This is a genomic window from Mycoplasma sp. 1578d, from assembly GCF_024582695.1.
GTDB lineage: Bacteria > Bacillota_I > Bacilli_A > Mycoplasmatales > Metamycoplasmataceae > Mycoplasmopsis.
Map to the genome: position 1 here is coordinate 333539 of NZ_CP102081.1, position 15457 is coordinate 348995.

Sequence of the window (15457 nt, forward strand, 5' to 3'; positions counted from 1 at the left end):
TTAAGGAGGAAATCATGAGAAAGAAAGCAAATAACAAAGTGAAAAAAGCAATCCTTTTTTCAACACTAATCACAGTACCTAGTGCTGTTGGTTTGGGTGTGACATTATTCATGATTCACTCAAATGAACAAATTAATGCTGCCACAGTATACGGGAATTTTTTAGAAGGTGAAAATTTATTTAAACTTTATTCTCCGTTTATTCAAGCTCCAGAAAGTGAAAAAGATCAAGTTGCAAAAGCTTACGAACAAGCTAAAACACAATGAAAATCAAAAGATAAAGGATTAGTTGACAAATTAACCCAACTTGATAAAGCTCAAGAAATAGCATTTAATTTTTACATTGATCACATCAATAAAATCCAACTTAAAGACCAAGAGCCATCTACTTTTTGAACTAAAATTGTTTCTAATCAAGAAGCTCGAATTCGTGAGCTTGATCTAAAAGAACAACTTACCCAACATAAAAAAGATCAAAGAATTAAATTCTTTGATGTTTTATATACAGCTAATAATGAACAAAAACAAGAATATTTAAAAAATCTTTCAGAAGAAATTAGTAATTTAGTTGTTGCCCAAAATCAAGATTTAATGCCATACATTCAACTTTTAGAAGCAACAGCTAACAAAATTGATAATCTTCCTTTTCAAGGACTTAAAAAAAATGTGACAACTTCATTAACCCCACTATATTCACGGATTATCAGTGCTAATGTTCGTTTGAATGAAATCCAAATTGCATCACAAGATACTAAAAACGAAGTCGCTAAACTTAAACAAGTTCTTGATGGATCACAAACTGAAATCAATGAGATTAATGAGTATTTAAAACAAATTGAACCTTATGTGAACAATACTGCTTATACTCAAACAGAAAAAGATAATGTTAAAAATTTTCTTGAATCAACTAAAAGTAATTTGGACTTAGTACTTACTAAAGCTGATATTAATCAGATTCACACTAATGTAATTACTTTTTATCAACAAATTTCAGATACCCAAAAAACTACAGCTGAAATTCAAAAAGTTATTCGTGAATTAAGCTCATATGTTGATAAATTCAACCCAATTCTTAAATTTAATAAAGATGCAATTAATCAATTAATCTCTCAAGTAGCCACTATTAGCGATAAAAAAGAGCTCATTTCAGCTAAAAGTGATCTTTTCAGTCAATTTTATGCACTTAAATTTACCAATCAATTAATTAGTGAATTAAATCAAAAAGCCGCCTTAACTTTACAAAACAACATCATTAACAAAACAAAAGCAACTTTAATTAAATCGCAAATTCAGATTATTGTTGATCAAAAATTACCAATAAAACAACTTTCAAATGAGTTATTTGCCTTTTACAATACTCAAACTCAAGAACTTGAAAATTTAACTTATTTAAACAATGAATTAAAACTCATTCAATCACAAATTGAACAAGTTAAAACCTTTAAATTTACTAATGAAGATATTAAAAACCAACTTAATGAACTTAAAAATCAAGTGGTCAAAACTTATTCAACTTCAGTAACTGTTCCTTATTTAAGTGCAGTTAAAAATAAACTCAATGAATCATTAAGAAATATTTTAAAAAGCAATTTAAAACAATTAATCACTTTGCTTGAAGAGCAAATTCGAATTGTTAAAAATTTAAATAACCCTCTTAATGCTATTGTTGTGGATGAGGCTAATAAACTTAACAAGACTTCCCAAAAAATGGTGATGGATTTTAATCCAATCCCTTCAGCTGAATTAATTGAACAAATTAAAATCTATAACATTAAGTTGCAAAATTTAATTAATGCCAATAGACAAACTAGTGCCGAAGATTATTCTAAATTTACTGATGATTATTTAAAAGAAGCTTTTTCAAACAATGATCCAAACTATGTTTTTAGTCAACGCGAGCAAAAACGGATTAATTTATACAATAGCTATAAAAAACAACTTGATGAGCTTCGTGCACAAATTAACAATGGTAATGGAGACCCTGCTTTAGAGTTTCAAATTGATGAGATTGCTAAAAAACTGCAAAATCTAACTGATACAGCTAGTGATTTTCGGGCTTTATCTTTACTTGATAAGCAAGCTGATCAAACTATTAAAGAGAAAAAAACCAGTGCCAATGCTAATTTATTTCAACCATTTATTGACGCTGTTGAAAAGGCTCGTACACAATTAGATGCATTATTTGAAAATCCAAACGCTACATCTGATCAAGTTCAAGAGGCACACAAAGCTCTTTCTAACGCATTAAAAGATCTTAATGAAGCTGACACTAAGATCTTACTTGAACAAAAAATTAGTGAATTTAAAAATGCAATTGATAGTAATTATCAAAACAATCTTTCCAGTCCAGGTGCTTCAGCTTTACTTAAAAGATATAATGAATTACTTGAAAACGCTAAAGATGTTTCTGATGAACAAAAAACCAGCAATGCCATTACTCGAGCTAATCAATTAATTGCTATAACCCCACATTTATATCAAGCCGAAATTAATAAAGAACGTTTATTGAGAATTATTGCTGAAAAAAGTTCAGCCCAATATACAGGCACCAAAACTAATACTGCTATTGTAGCTGGTCGTGATGAAATCCAAAAGGCTGATCAATTAATTGCTCGTTTAAATAACAATGATGTTCTTCCAAACCCTGAAGCATTTGAAAATGCTAATATTGAGTTAAATAAACGGGGTGATGAAATTTTACTTGCTTATGAGCAAGAAAAAATTGAAAAAATCAATCAACACATTCAAGGAACAGCCAAAGTTCAAACTAATGGAGCTAATAATACATACAAAAACTCACTTGAGAGCGTTAATAATTATGCAAATATCCAAAAATCACAACTTAACTTAGAACGTGCCAAAGCTGCTGGTGAAAAAATGGAACATTTGAAAGATTTAGCTGATCTTTCTTCAGAATTATTAGGTTCATACAATCAATATATCGGAGATAATTCAGCTAAATCATTATCTGATTATATTGCAACTGTATTAAGTACTAATGATCTTTCAGTTGGAGATACCAATGATCAAATATTGGCTAAAGTTAATGCTTTAAGCAAAGCGGCAGGAATTATTCGAGCTAAAAAAGAATTTTTAGAAGTAGCACAAAAATTAAGAGCAGTGTTTGAGAAAAACAAAGATTGAAAAATTTATCATTCACTCAAACCAGATATGAATACAATGTATCAACAAATTGATGCTCTTATTTTTGATAATGATCTTACTGTACAACAAATTGAGGCTAAAAAAATCAAGTTTGAAAGCAAAATCAAATTATATGAAACTAAGAAAGCTGATCTTTTGAACGAGTTTAATCAAGCAGTTAATAGTGTTAATGCTAAACAATCAGAAATTGATGCTGATATAACTAAACTTAAAAGCAATCATGCTACATATAGTTTTGATACTTATTATAATGGCGCCAAAGCCACATACACAAACGATAAAGAACTCGCCCAAAAACCAAATGTTGACACCAATGATATTAAAGCTCATGCCAATAAATTAGAAATTGCTTACCAAAAAGATTTAGCTCTAAATGCATTGAAAGAAATTGAAACAAGTGCTAATGCAACTAATTTTGGAACCACAGATTTACATAATAAAATCAAAGCTTCACGTACTAGCTTTGATAGTTCAGTTAAAGCAACATTAGGTTCAAGTGATCTAACCTTAAGTGATCTGGAACAAATTCACAAAAAAATTAAACGCTTTGCTCAATTATTTGACTTACAAAAACGAATTGCTGATTATGTTAATGCTAATCCAAGTCGAGTTGCTTCATCAACTACTTCAATTGAAACTATTAAAAATGATACTGAAAGCTCGTTAGTAGCCGTTTCGGACAATTTTAACGAAATTGATAAAAAATACAAAGACTTAGACGCAACTTTCAATCGAGAAGCCGATATTCAAGCAATACGTGAACGTATTATTGATAAATTAGAAAGCACTGGAGTAGCTAAAGGAATTGTTCCATTGCTTAATGATGAACTTGGAGCTTCATATGATAATGATGTTATCACTAAACTTAATAGTTATGTAACCAATGCTAAAACCACTGCTAACACTAGCACCTCACGTGATGAATTAACCCAGCTTTCTAATAAAATTGATGTCATTCATGATGAAGTACATGCTATTGCAACATTAGCCAAAAATGTTGCTAGTGCTCAAAACGTAATTACCACTCATGTTAATGCTCAGAATTCAAATCTAGTTAATACTTATTCATTAAAACTAGCTACATTAAATGCTCAAGCTAAAAATAGCTATTTCAAAGAAAACTCAGCTCAAGGTCAAAATAATATTTCTTTATATAATCAATTAAGTAATCAAATTACCTTTACTATCCAAAAATTCAATGCATCAGTAGAATTAGCAAATAAGCTCAATGAAATTAAAACCATTGTTAATAATAACAATAATAGTTTTAATTTACAAAGCTTGAACGGACAACCCGGTATAAATAAATTAAAAGAAATTAATGATTATTTGGAAAGTTTTGAAACAGCCGCAACTAATGATGATTATAATCAAGCAGGTGTTGATAAAATTAATACACTAAGTTCCAAAGCCACATCATTTAAGAATTTAATTAATGCCGATCAAGAATCATTGACATACGCTAATACGCTTGCAACTAATAATAAACTTACTTCAAATGTTGATTTAAATGACGTGCTAGCACTAGTGTGAGATAGTATTCCACGGGCAAGTGTTTACAATAATTCAGTACTTGGAAAAGATACTGGAAACACATATTTAGTAAATGATCTTTTCAATTTAAGTGGTAATAATGTTCAAACTGCTCAACAATACACTGAATTAGCCGATAAAATTCTTACCGAAATACGTACTAAAACTAAAACTATTCAAATTCGGAACGCTTATCGTGATGCTTTACATACTCGAATTAGTAATCTTAAAAAAACTCCACTTAATGAAGTGATGTATAATGATCTAAGAAATGCTTTATTTCCGTATTTAGATAGTTTAGATGCACAAAATAATACTGCACAAACATTCACCACCTCACCAGATGAATCTGGTGATTTAAACCAATTAAGCTCTAAAGTTGATATTATTTTAAACAAGCTTGATGAGTTAAAAATGCTTGCTCAAAAAGTGCATGAATTAAATGATGTTGCCAATAAGGTTATTAGCACTGATAATTTAGTCACTCAAAACAAAACTCAAGCTCAAACATTAATTACTAAAGCTAAAGAATATTTTAATAACACTGACAAAATGAAGCTTACTGGCAATGATTCAATTGCAAACCTGACTGCCCAAATTCAAGAACAGAATTATAAATTATCTGTCCTAAGTTCATATGAACAAGTTAAAAATGATCTACAAAATGATAATATTTTAACCCAAAATGAAAAAGCAGTAATTCAAAGTAAATTAAATGCATTTAGTGCTGCATTTGCTATGCCTAATGCCAATGCTCAAAATTTATTTAATACTTACTTTAGAAAAGAGACTGATCTTCCGGCTGGAGCTATGGCCAGTGAGAAAAACTCGTTGATTAAATATGCACTTGACAATGCTATTAATTTGAAAAAAGAATACAATCGTGCTTTAAGTTTTGTTGGTTTACAAGATAATAATCTTGATAATGCTAATGTCCAAACTAAATTTAATCAAATTACTACTTTAATTAATGGAGCAAATGGTGTTACAAATACCCTAGAAGCTCAAAACAATGATGAAGCGAAAAAAGTACAATTGCTTAGCACCATTAAACAAAATATCAATCTTTTAATTGAGGCTAAGAAAGATCAAATACAAGAGCAGCTTACTGCTGATAATCAAATTAAAACCTTCTTTGATCAAACAAATGCAACCATTAATTCAAATAGCTCACAAGGAAGCTATGTTGATGGGTTTGAACAAAAAGGGATTACTGATCTTACCAATGCTCAAAATAATCGGGCAAATCTTTCGTACTCAGAAGTCAACGTGTATCTAGCTAATGCTAAATCAGTTTCTGAATTACAAATTTTTGATTTATATACTAAAACTCGAAATTTAGTGGAAAATATTAAAACCAAAGTATTAGATTATATTAATGATTTTGCTCAAAGTAAAGCAATTGTCCGTGCAGGTTCTGAATTAAATGATGCTACTTATAATACTTTAAAAACGCTTGAAAGCACAATTAATCAAGCTTTAATGAATGATTTTGATACTACCAATAATTATTCAAGTAAAATTAATTCTCTAGTAGGAATTATTACCGGAAATTATCAAACAGTACTTGATAATTTTACTAATGCTGTTAAAGCTAAATTTGCTGAAAAATTTGGAGCCGCTCAAGGAGCTAATCCAGCCGGATTTTATGTAGCTTTATTCAATAAATTAGATTCACTCAAAACTCAAATGGTAAGTGGAAATCAAAATCTATATGCTTATAATCAAGCAGAAGAATTAGAAAATAAATATGATACTTTCAAAAATGAATATGAAAGTGTTCTTGCTGTATATAATCTAATCACAAATAAAAAGGATTCAGGAACATTAGCTAATTTTGCTACCTTAGTTGACAAACTTAACAAAAGCTTTTTAAGTTTTGAAGAAGCAATTAAAAATACTTTAACAAAGGCTCTTACTTTTAATCCACTTATTGATGTTTTTGCTGATATATATCAAAACATCACATATGCACAACAATCAAATAATACCGATCAAATTAAAACTACCTTTGATACTTTTAAAAATAGTATCCAAACTTTAATTGATAATGTGCACAATGAAAATACCGTTGCTAATCCGTTTGATTTCACCGCTCTTAATCCAAATAGCAATCTACCACAACAATTATTTGAATTAATTGGCAAATTAACCGAATATAAAGATTGATTAAAAGAACCAAATCACAAAGAAATGCTTTTAACCGGACTCGACACTAACCCATCTAAAACTAACCCATTAAATCCAAGCGAACCTAATTTACAAGCACTAGCAACTTTTGATAAAAAATATAAAGTTATTACCACTAATTCTGAATATACACGGAAAAAATTCATCCAAAAATTTGACCAAATCGTTCAAACAACAGCAAATGCTAATACCACTGAAAAAGTGGAGATCGAAAATAATGAAGCCTTCTTAGCAATGTTTGATCAATTCGCTTTTACCGATAAAGATGTTAAAGATCCAACTGATGTTAAATCGATCTTTTCACCATTAAAACTCAAGGTATATATTAAAAAATATAGTCCTAATGGCTGATTTGAAGAAATTGCTCAAACCCAAGATGAGGTTGATCGCCAATCTCTTAAGGCCAAAGTCGTTTATTCATATGAATCAAATAACACTGATATTGGTGTTGCTCAAGTAGAAAAAGAAGTTGTTATCACTTTTAAAACTCTTGATAAAATTGAAGTTCCAAATGAAACTTCAGGTATTTTTATTAACGGAAATAATGTCGGAATAGCAGCAAAAGTTGAAGTGATTGATGTTGATGAAGCGGGTTGAAATATTCCGCAAGTTGCAAATGCAAGTGCAAATAATGCCACAACTGTTAAAAATCAAGTTATTTCTAAAGTTTATAACAAAATGAAGGCTGCTATTTTTAACCTAAACAGCACTAATTCAACATCAAATACTGGAACAATTACTCCTAATGGGGCTTACCTTAATAGCTTAAAAACCACTAATGATGTGAACTTGCAAAACATTAGATACACTGTAGAAAATAACCGAGCACGGCTTACTGCTTATCTAGATAAGAATAATCGTAATCGTGCCAATGCTAAATATGGGTTTGATTTTGAAAACGAATTATCACTTCCGATCACTTATAACTTATCATTAACATCAACAAAAGATTATGAAACATTAGAAATTATCCCGATTGATAATGAAAATGGTTTTGCTTTTATCCAATTAGATGGTGGATTTATTACCGGATTACCTGGACGTGGTAAAGATAGTACTAGCTTAAAATATAAACCCGAGTGATATGATGCTCTTTTACGTGATCAAGGAACTGGTTTTGCTAATATTTATAATAATCCCAATAGTTGATGAGAGACTGCACCGGACAAATTGCCAACCGGATTAAATTTAAACTTATATGCATTTAATATTGATTATGATCCAGTAAAAAGAAAAGTGTATTTTTATAATTCATGAACTGAAAACATACTTTTTGTTATTAATAAACAAGAATTTTTAGATGGACTCAATAAATACAAAAACAGTAATGAATTAAAACAATCTGATAGAACATTTTTAACTGATCTAGCAGGCAAACTTACTCCAAATCCAGCAAATTATCGCCCTACACCAGAAGAATTATCAAAGGCCTTTTCAATTTTTGCATCATTTAATGGCAAGGTTTTTGATAATAGTGATTCAACTCACTGACTTCCAACATCAAGAACAGGAAACTTTGGCGGAAACCCAATTTATCCAATTGCTGGTGGCCAAAGTACTGTCTTTAGAACTACATTAAACAATCCTGCTAGTGCTACTTTAAGAGAATTGGCACGAGCAGATTTTGCAGAAACTAATAATCTTAACAAATTGATTAAAGCTTCAGCACGCCAATCACTATACTCAGCCTTAATTAACAGATTCTGATTTAAAATTCGTTAATTAAGTAATTCAAAATAAGAACTAAAAAGTTCTTATTTTTTGTTTTCTTAAACTTAATAAACTGATAACAAGTAAAAAGACAAAGCAAAAATAATCTTTCTCAATGTGGAAATATTTTCTATTTTAAGTGTTAAAAACAGAGAAAAGTATAAAACTTAAGTATAATTTTATTATATTAATTAGCTAAGTAATTTGGTTAATTAATTTAATAAATTAAAAAGAGGTTATATAAATTGAATAACTTAGAACAAACCAAAACAAAAGATTATTCAAAACAGTCAATCATTCTTTGGATGATTGTTATGCTTGGATATCTTTTATTCGTAGTAGACTGATTTATTATTGCTAAGGTAAGTGGGAAACCGACCGCAATTGGATCAGCTACTCTAAATCCTGGATGAAGCTCGAGCTTCTTTGTTGCATCAGCTGGGCAAATCGCTGCTGGAGCTACTAATTGAACTATAACTTTATTACGGGTAGTGGGTTCAATCCTTTCAGGAATCTTGGTAGTAAAATGGGGACATCGTAAAGCAGTTATCTTTATGATTGCTGTCATGTTACTTTCATTTCCAATTTTATTTATCGGGACACCACTTGGTGGTTCAAACCAATTAACATTAGTTCGCGCTTATAATCCTACCGAAGTAGCAAAAGCTAGTGTGACATTAACTGGAGATATTGCTGCTAAAAATCCTACAGCCGGAACTTTACTTGGACCAGTTGCTGATTTAAATAATGGATATTTATTGCTCGCAGATGGGACTCAAGCTAAAGCTGTAATTGGACTTGATGGAAAAGTAATCGGAACATCTACTTCAATTGCAGGATATGCATTATTTATTATTTTTAGAACCTTTGTTGCCGTGGGCGGAACCACCTTGATTGCATATTCGCAACCAATTATTGCAACTATGAAATCTGATCGAACTAAATCGCTATTAAATAACTCGAATCAATGAGGATTTAACGGTGGAGTTATTGTTACTTTCCTTCCGTTCCTTGCTGTTTCGTTTACTACTTTTGCACAAACATATTGATTAGCATTTGTCTTGGGAACTTTAATTTTAATCTTTAGCAACCTAGTAGTGTTCTTCTTTTTATCAAGACCAATTGCACACCTTTGACCACAAGCTAAAAAACCGGATGATGAAAAACTTGATATTAAGGGATTATTATCTAAAAAAACAACTTGAAAATATATCTCAATGTTTGGAATTTGATTAATTCTTGTTGTTATTCCTTTAACAGGAACATACTGAAATGCATTAAAACAAATTAGTCCAATTGGATTTGAAAAAGAGATAACAAGTGGGGGACTTACCTTTAATAGTGCCTTTTTAGGTTTAGTCTGAGTTTTAGGATTGTTATTTGGATTTAGCTGTATTGCCGCTTTTGCTAAAACTATATACAAACGAAAAGCATTTTTAACTTTAACTTATTCAGCAAGTGTATTTTTCCTTATTTTAGTAGTTATTACTGCAGCAACCTTAGGAACATCAAGTGTTACCGGAATGACCTTAATTGCTTTATTTACCTTTATTGGTGGTGGATTTGCTTGAGGAGCTTCAGGAATTACCCTTGTGCTTCCACATGAATCCAAAGAAATTGACAAACGTTATATTGCTTTAATCTTTGGATTTATTTGAGGATTTGGATATTTAATTTACACTATTTTTGATGCAAGCAACACTGTTATTTACGATCTAGGTAAAAATTCAGCCCTTCCACTCACTGATCCACACAGACATTATATTGGAGCTACTATTGGATTAACCTTATTTATTCTAGTGTGTTCTAGCGTGGTCTTTATTATTAAAAAATTACCGGAAAGTTACTATAATAAAGATGGTCAATTAGTGGAATTAACCAAAACTTGAAGATGAAATGATTGAAGATTTATTGTTGCTAATAAAGCCAAAAATCGTCATGCTGAAATTTTAAAATAAAGTAAACTAAAAATATAAAATCACAAAAACAGGAGCAATCCTGTTTTTATTTGATAATTTATCACTTATTAGTTAATTGGTTTTATAATTTAAGTATGTGAGGTAGAAAAAGAAGAAGAATTTTACAACTTGAAGAATGATTAGCCGATCGAGAAAGAATTATCAAAGAACATGAATCTTTATTATCAAGCAAAGAGACAGCAATTAGAGAATTAAACGATCACATTCAAGCCCAAGAACAAGAAATTCAAAAATTAAATAAAAAGTGAGCTTATTTTTTTGAATTAGGTCGGACTCTTAATTTAGTAAATCCTTGAATATCTACTTATGTAGAATTATTAAATAAACTTAAAAGCAAATATGGTTTAACTAATTTTGAAAATTATAGTGAATTGCATATTAAAGATTATGTTCAAAACGAAAAGATTGATGAATTAGGCGTTTGAAAATATCAGCGTCATCATATCGATGAGTTTGTCGTTAGTGGAGCAACAATCATTCAAAATGAACAATGATATCATCAAGGTTTATCATTAATTGTTTCTTTTGAAGAACATTGTTTATTGCATTACATAATTGTAATGGCAGGATTCACTAGCCCAAATGATGGAATGTTGTTTCAAACTAAAACAATTCAAAGATGAGATCAAATTGTAAAAGAGCAATGTGAAATTTTTGGAATTAAATACGTAAAGAATTGAACTAAGTATTTATCAAGTAATGAAAACTAAACAACAAATAAAAACTGAATTAGTTATCTAATTCAGTTTTTATATACCATAAACAAACTACTTTTCTTGCTTGAGTTGATTTAAAATAGCATCAATTTTCATTCCGTGATTGGTTACTTGATCAAGTTCAAAGGTAATTACAGGAACTTTACGTCATGATAAACTTTTAGCCAACACGGAACGAACAAAACCAGAAGCATTATTGAGTGCTTGAATTCCTTTTTTAGTGTTTTTAGCTAGTGAAACAAATACTTTTAAGTGCGATAAATCAGCAGAAAGCTTTGCATCGACTACCACTGGATCAATCACATTGACATTATTAATGTCTCGAGATAAAATATCAGCTACTAATTGCATAATTTGGGATTCTTTGCGAGATAAATTCACGTTATTCATAGTTTAATTATACTTTTTTTAAAATAAGAAGCATTATGATTCTTATTTTAAAAATCATAAATAAGACGAGAAAGATTTTAAATATTTAAAAGTTCTGTTGGATCAATTTTAAATTGAAGCATATTTGCGGTAGACCTACCATTATCTCCACCTTTTCTTTGCATTGTGACCCTCCCTATTTTTATAGAACCTCTAGGACTTATTTTAACTTTCCCATCAGAAAGATAATAATTTATTACTTGGTTTATATTTTTTAGAGTTCATTTTGAATTTTGATTTATTTTTTGTACAACTAAAACTCATTCTGCTGAGAATTCTCCTCTTCCTTTCAAAATATCTGAAATGATGGTCAATTTATTATTGTCCAATCAATCTAATAATGTATTTCTTTCACTTTGAGAAAATTCATCCATAAACATTCTTCGTTTATCTTTAGTATCTTGATTGTAAGGAGGTAACTCACCAGTAAAGTGTTGCAATATTTTATAAACATTTGAAGGAATGTTACACAATTTGTGATAGCTTTTTAATCATCTTTTATCAACTTGATTAAAGCCTTTTTTATTGCTTACTAATTTAATTTGGATATTTTCGTAATTTCATTCTTCTTTAAAATTCATTTGAATTCTTAAGTTAATATCCACTTTATACCCATTAACGATAACAAGAGCTTTGAGATCTTGTATTTTTTCTAATGGATATTTCATTATTGTTAATCATTCTTTAGCTTGAGTGTCATTTTGTCAATTATTAAATTTATTTACAATATTCCTTTCGTTTTGAAAACCATCTTTTGCGGTTTTAGAGCCTAGATTTATTTTTTTTCATTTTTACCTATTCTTTGATATTCTTTAGCATTGCTTTGGCAATACTTTCAATAACATTCACTGTCATTGCATTACCCGCTTGTGATAATACTCTATTATTATTTAATTGATATTTTTTGACTTTTTGTGCGATTTTCTTCGTAAATCCTTGTAGTAAAAGCGCTTCATATCCATTAACTTTTATTAGTTTGCTATTTTTAATGTAAAACAAACCATGCCTACCATTTCTCAATGTTGGGAAAACGTTATCATAACGTCTTAAATCTGATTGTCTTCAATCAACAACGCAATTTTCCCAGCTTAAAATTTGTTCATTGGTGAATTCGTTTTGATTATACTTATTTGCTAAATATTTTTGAAAAGTTGGATTGTTAATATTTAATTCTGAATGATTCTCTTGATCTAAAAAATAATCAAAACATTTACTTGATCTTTTTCTAGTTGGGAAGGTAAATTTACCGTAGTCATATTCTTTTTTAAAACCAACTAAATAAATTCTTTCTCTCATTTGAGGCACAACAAAACCAAGACTATTTAAAACTTTTGCATAAACATTGTAACCAATTTTTTCAAGCTCGTATTTAATAATTTTAAAGGTTTTACCCTTATCATGATTTTGTAATCCTTTGACGTTTTCTAAGATAAAATATTTAATATTTTTTTGTTTTAAGATTTTAATTAGCGAATAGATAATTAAACCACGTTCATCATTTAATCCAGCCCTTTTTCCAGCAATTGAAAAGCTTTGACACGGAAATCCGGCAATCATAAAATCAAAATCTGGGAGTTTATCTATTTGTAATTTAGTTACATCGCCATAATTTCGGTTATCATTAAAGAAAAGTTGATATGTATGTGCAGTTATTGGATCAATTTCGCTATGTCCAACACAGATTAACCCATTCCTTCCACCTCCAATTCCTGCACAAAAGTCAAAAAACTTTAACATATACTAACCTTTCTTTTCAAATTAAACAGTTATTTACAATTATTTTTTTAATTCTTTATCAACTTATTTATCTTTTATCTTTATTATATAAAAAACTTAATATTCAAGTAAAAAAGTCATTTTTCAACAACTCAACAAGACCAAAAAATGGACTTTTTCGTCAAAAATCCATTTTTTAATAAAATTGAATATTTTTTATTATGATATTAGTATATGTTGTTTTTGTAAATAGAAATAATAATTTTTTGCAACTATAAAATGTATACTTTTGGGTGCAAGGAGAAAGAATGCAAACAGCCACTAGTACAATCGAAAACATGATGATTAAGAATCCTGGGAAAATCTACTCAATTAACGATTTTTATAAAATGGCACCTAAAAACACTATCAAATCTATTTTAAAAAGACTAAAAGAAAAGGGAGTTATTGTTAGAGTTATGGATGGACTATATGCTAAGCCTGTATATATAGAGGAATTAAATAAACATTTTTATCCTACAGTAAAAGAGGTTGCAAACAAAATTGCTGAAAAATTTGATTGAACTATTGCTCTCGGAGGTCAAATTACATTAAATTATACCGGTCTATCAACCCAAGTTCCAAGCGAATATGTATACATATCAGATGGTAAATCAATAGTTTATAACTATCGTAATCAAAAAAATTAAATTTAAACATACTGCAAATAAATATATAAAATCACACTCAGCTGAATTATCAATTTTAATTGAAGCAATAAGAATGTCGATGAAGCAATATATCACGAAAAGAAACATAAAAATATGAGCTTTTTTTCTAAAAATATTAAAGAGGATTTAGAACAAGCAGCGAAAACTCTTCCAATTCGATTAAGAAATATTTTGTTACAAATTAAGGAAATTAGTGCAAATCAGTAATTTTTAACCTCCTCTTTTAAAGAAAGAAGATTATTAATTAAGGAAACTGCTAAAAAATTTCATCTTGCACCTTATATAATCGAAAAAGACTTTTGGATTTGCTACTTGCTTAATTATCTTTTTAAAAAATTTAAACACAAAGATGCTATTGTGTTTAAAGGTGGAACAAGTCTTTCCAAAGCATTTAATGTTATTGAACGATTTTCTGAAGACATAGACTTATCATTAAATTGAGAAATTATAGGATTTGATAAAAAAGAGTTAGATAAAGCAAAAAGTAAAAATCAGTATGAAAAATAGGAAAAGAAATAAACAAAAAACTTAGAGATTTTTTTGAAAATAATATCATTAATTTATTTAAAGAAGATTTTAAAAAAATTCTACCAAAAGGAAAATATGATTTTCGCTATGCGGATAGCGAAAGGGAGTGTCATAGAAAATTTCACTGTGTTTATTTTGAATACCCAAAACTATTTAATAGCAAAAAAATAAATATTTTTCACCATATATTAAATTAGAGATAGGCGCTTTATCAGAAAATGTTTCATCACTCAAAAAAGGCGTTAAATCTTATATATCTGAATATTATCCAAATTTATTTAAAGGAGAAATATCTCTATTAGTTACCGATCCACTTATAACTTTATTTGAAAAGATAACAATTTTGCATAGAGAAGTCCATCGAACAGATGAAGAATATCCAAGCAGGTATTCAAGGCATTTTTATTATATTTACAAGCTAATCCAAACAGAATTAAGACAAAGAAGTTTTAATGAACTAGATAAATTCCGTTCAGTGATTGAGAATAAGAAAAGATTTTTTCCTATCAAAAAAGCAAAATACGATGATATTTTTTTAGGAGAAGCAAGATTAGTTCCTAATGAAGAAGCAATAAAAATTTTTGAAAATGATTACAGAAAAATGAAAAGTATGTTATTTGGAGAAATTCCGACTTTTGAACAAATTATTGATGAGCTTAAAGTTTATGAAATCCAATTAAATAATAGAATTAAATCTCACAAAGATTGAAGTAAACTTACAAACCAAAACTAAAAGGAACTAACATGAACAAAATCATCAAGTGAAATTTATTTAAAAGAGT

At 29.0% G+C, this 15457-nt stretch carries 9 protein-coding genes; 6 read left to right on the top strand and 3 right to left on the bottom strand.

The genetic code is table 4. The features are described from left to right. The first annotated feature begins 14 nt into the window (after positions 1–14). From NPA11_RS01505 to NPA11_RS01515, 3 genes are all read left to right on the top strand, one after another. On the top strand, positions 15–8609 hold the full coding sequence (locus tag NPA11_RS01505) for a hypothetical protein (RefSeq protein WP_257043883.1): 8595 nt from the start codon (positions 15–17) through the stop codon (positions 8607–8609). A 233-nt stretch (positions 8610–8842) separates the two neighbouring features. Further along, the gene (locus tag NPA11_RS01510; RefSeq protein WP_257043884.1) at positions 8843–10555 is read left to right on the top strand and encodes an MFS transporter; all 1713 of its coding nucleotides are present in this window, start codon (positions 8843–8845) and stop codon (positions 10553–10555) included. A gap of 95 nt (positions 10556–10650) precedes the next feature. Continuing rightward, complete coding sequence (locus tag NPA11_RS01515) at positions 10651–11286, top strand: hypothetical protein (protein WP_257043885.1); 636 nt, start codon at positions 10651–10653, stop codon at positions 11284–11286. A 57-nt stretch (positions 11287–11343) separates the two neighbouring features. Here NPA11_RS01515 and rbfA read toward each other — a convergent pair whose 3' ends face one another. The 3 genes from rbfA to dcm all read right to left on the bottom strand — a co-directional run bounded on the left by rbfA (position 11344) and on the right by dcm (position 13458). Next, the gene (gene rbfA / locus NPA11_RS01520) at positions 11344–11682 is read right to left on the bottom strand and encodes a 30S ribosome-binding factor RbfA (protein WP_257043886.1); all 339 of its coding nucleotides are present in this window, start codon (positions 11680–11682) and stop codon (positions 11344–11346) included. Between the two features lie 77 nt (positions 11683–11759). Beyond that, complete coding sequence (locus NPA11_RS01525) at positions 11760–12389, bottom strand: hypothetical protein (RefSeq protein ID WP_257043887.1); 630 nt, start codon at positions 12387–12389, stop codon at positions 11760–11762. Positions 12390–12516: 127 nt separating this feature from the next. Beyond that, on the bottom strand, positions 12517–13458 hold the full coding sequence (gene dcm, locus NPA11_RS01530; protein ID WP_257043888.1) for a DNA (cytosine-5-)-methyltransferase: 942 nt from the start codon (positions 13456–13458) through the stop codon (positions 12517–12519). A 287-nt stretch (positions 13459–13745) separates the two neighbouring features. On the opposite strand from dcm, the gene NPA11_RS01535 reads away from it, so the two are divergent. The 3 genes from NPA11_RS01535 (at position 13746) to NPA11_RS01545 (ending at position 15408) form a co-directional block, all read left to right on the top strand. Further along, complete coding sequence (locus NPA11_RS01535; protein ID WP_257043889.1) at positions 13746–14126, top strand: DUF6088 family protein; 381 nt, start codon at positions 13746–13748, stop codon at positions 14124–14126. A 333-nt stretch (positions 14127–14459) separates the two neighbouring features. Then, positions 14460–14654, top strand: coding sequence for a nucleotidyl transferase AbiEii/AbiGii toxin family protein (locus NPA11_RS01540; RefSeq protein ID WP_257043890.1), 195 nt, complete (start codon positions 14460–14462; stop codon positions 14652–14654). 214 nt (positions 14655–14868) lie between these two features. Then, entirely contained in the window at positions 14869–15408 is a 540-nt protein-coding gene (locus NPA11_RS01545) for a nucleotidyl transferase AbiEii/AbiGii toxin family protein (protein ID WP_257043945.1), read from the top strand. Positions 15409–15457 lie beyond the last annotated feature (49 nt).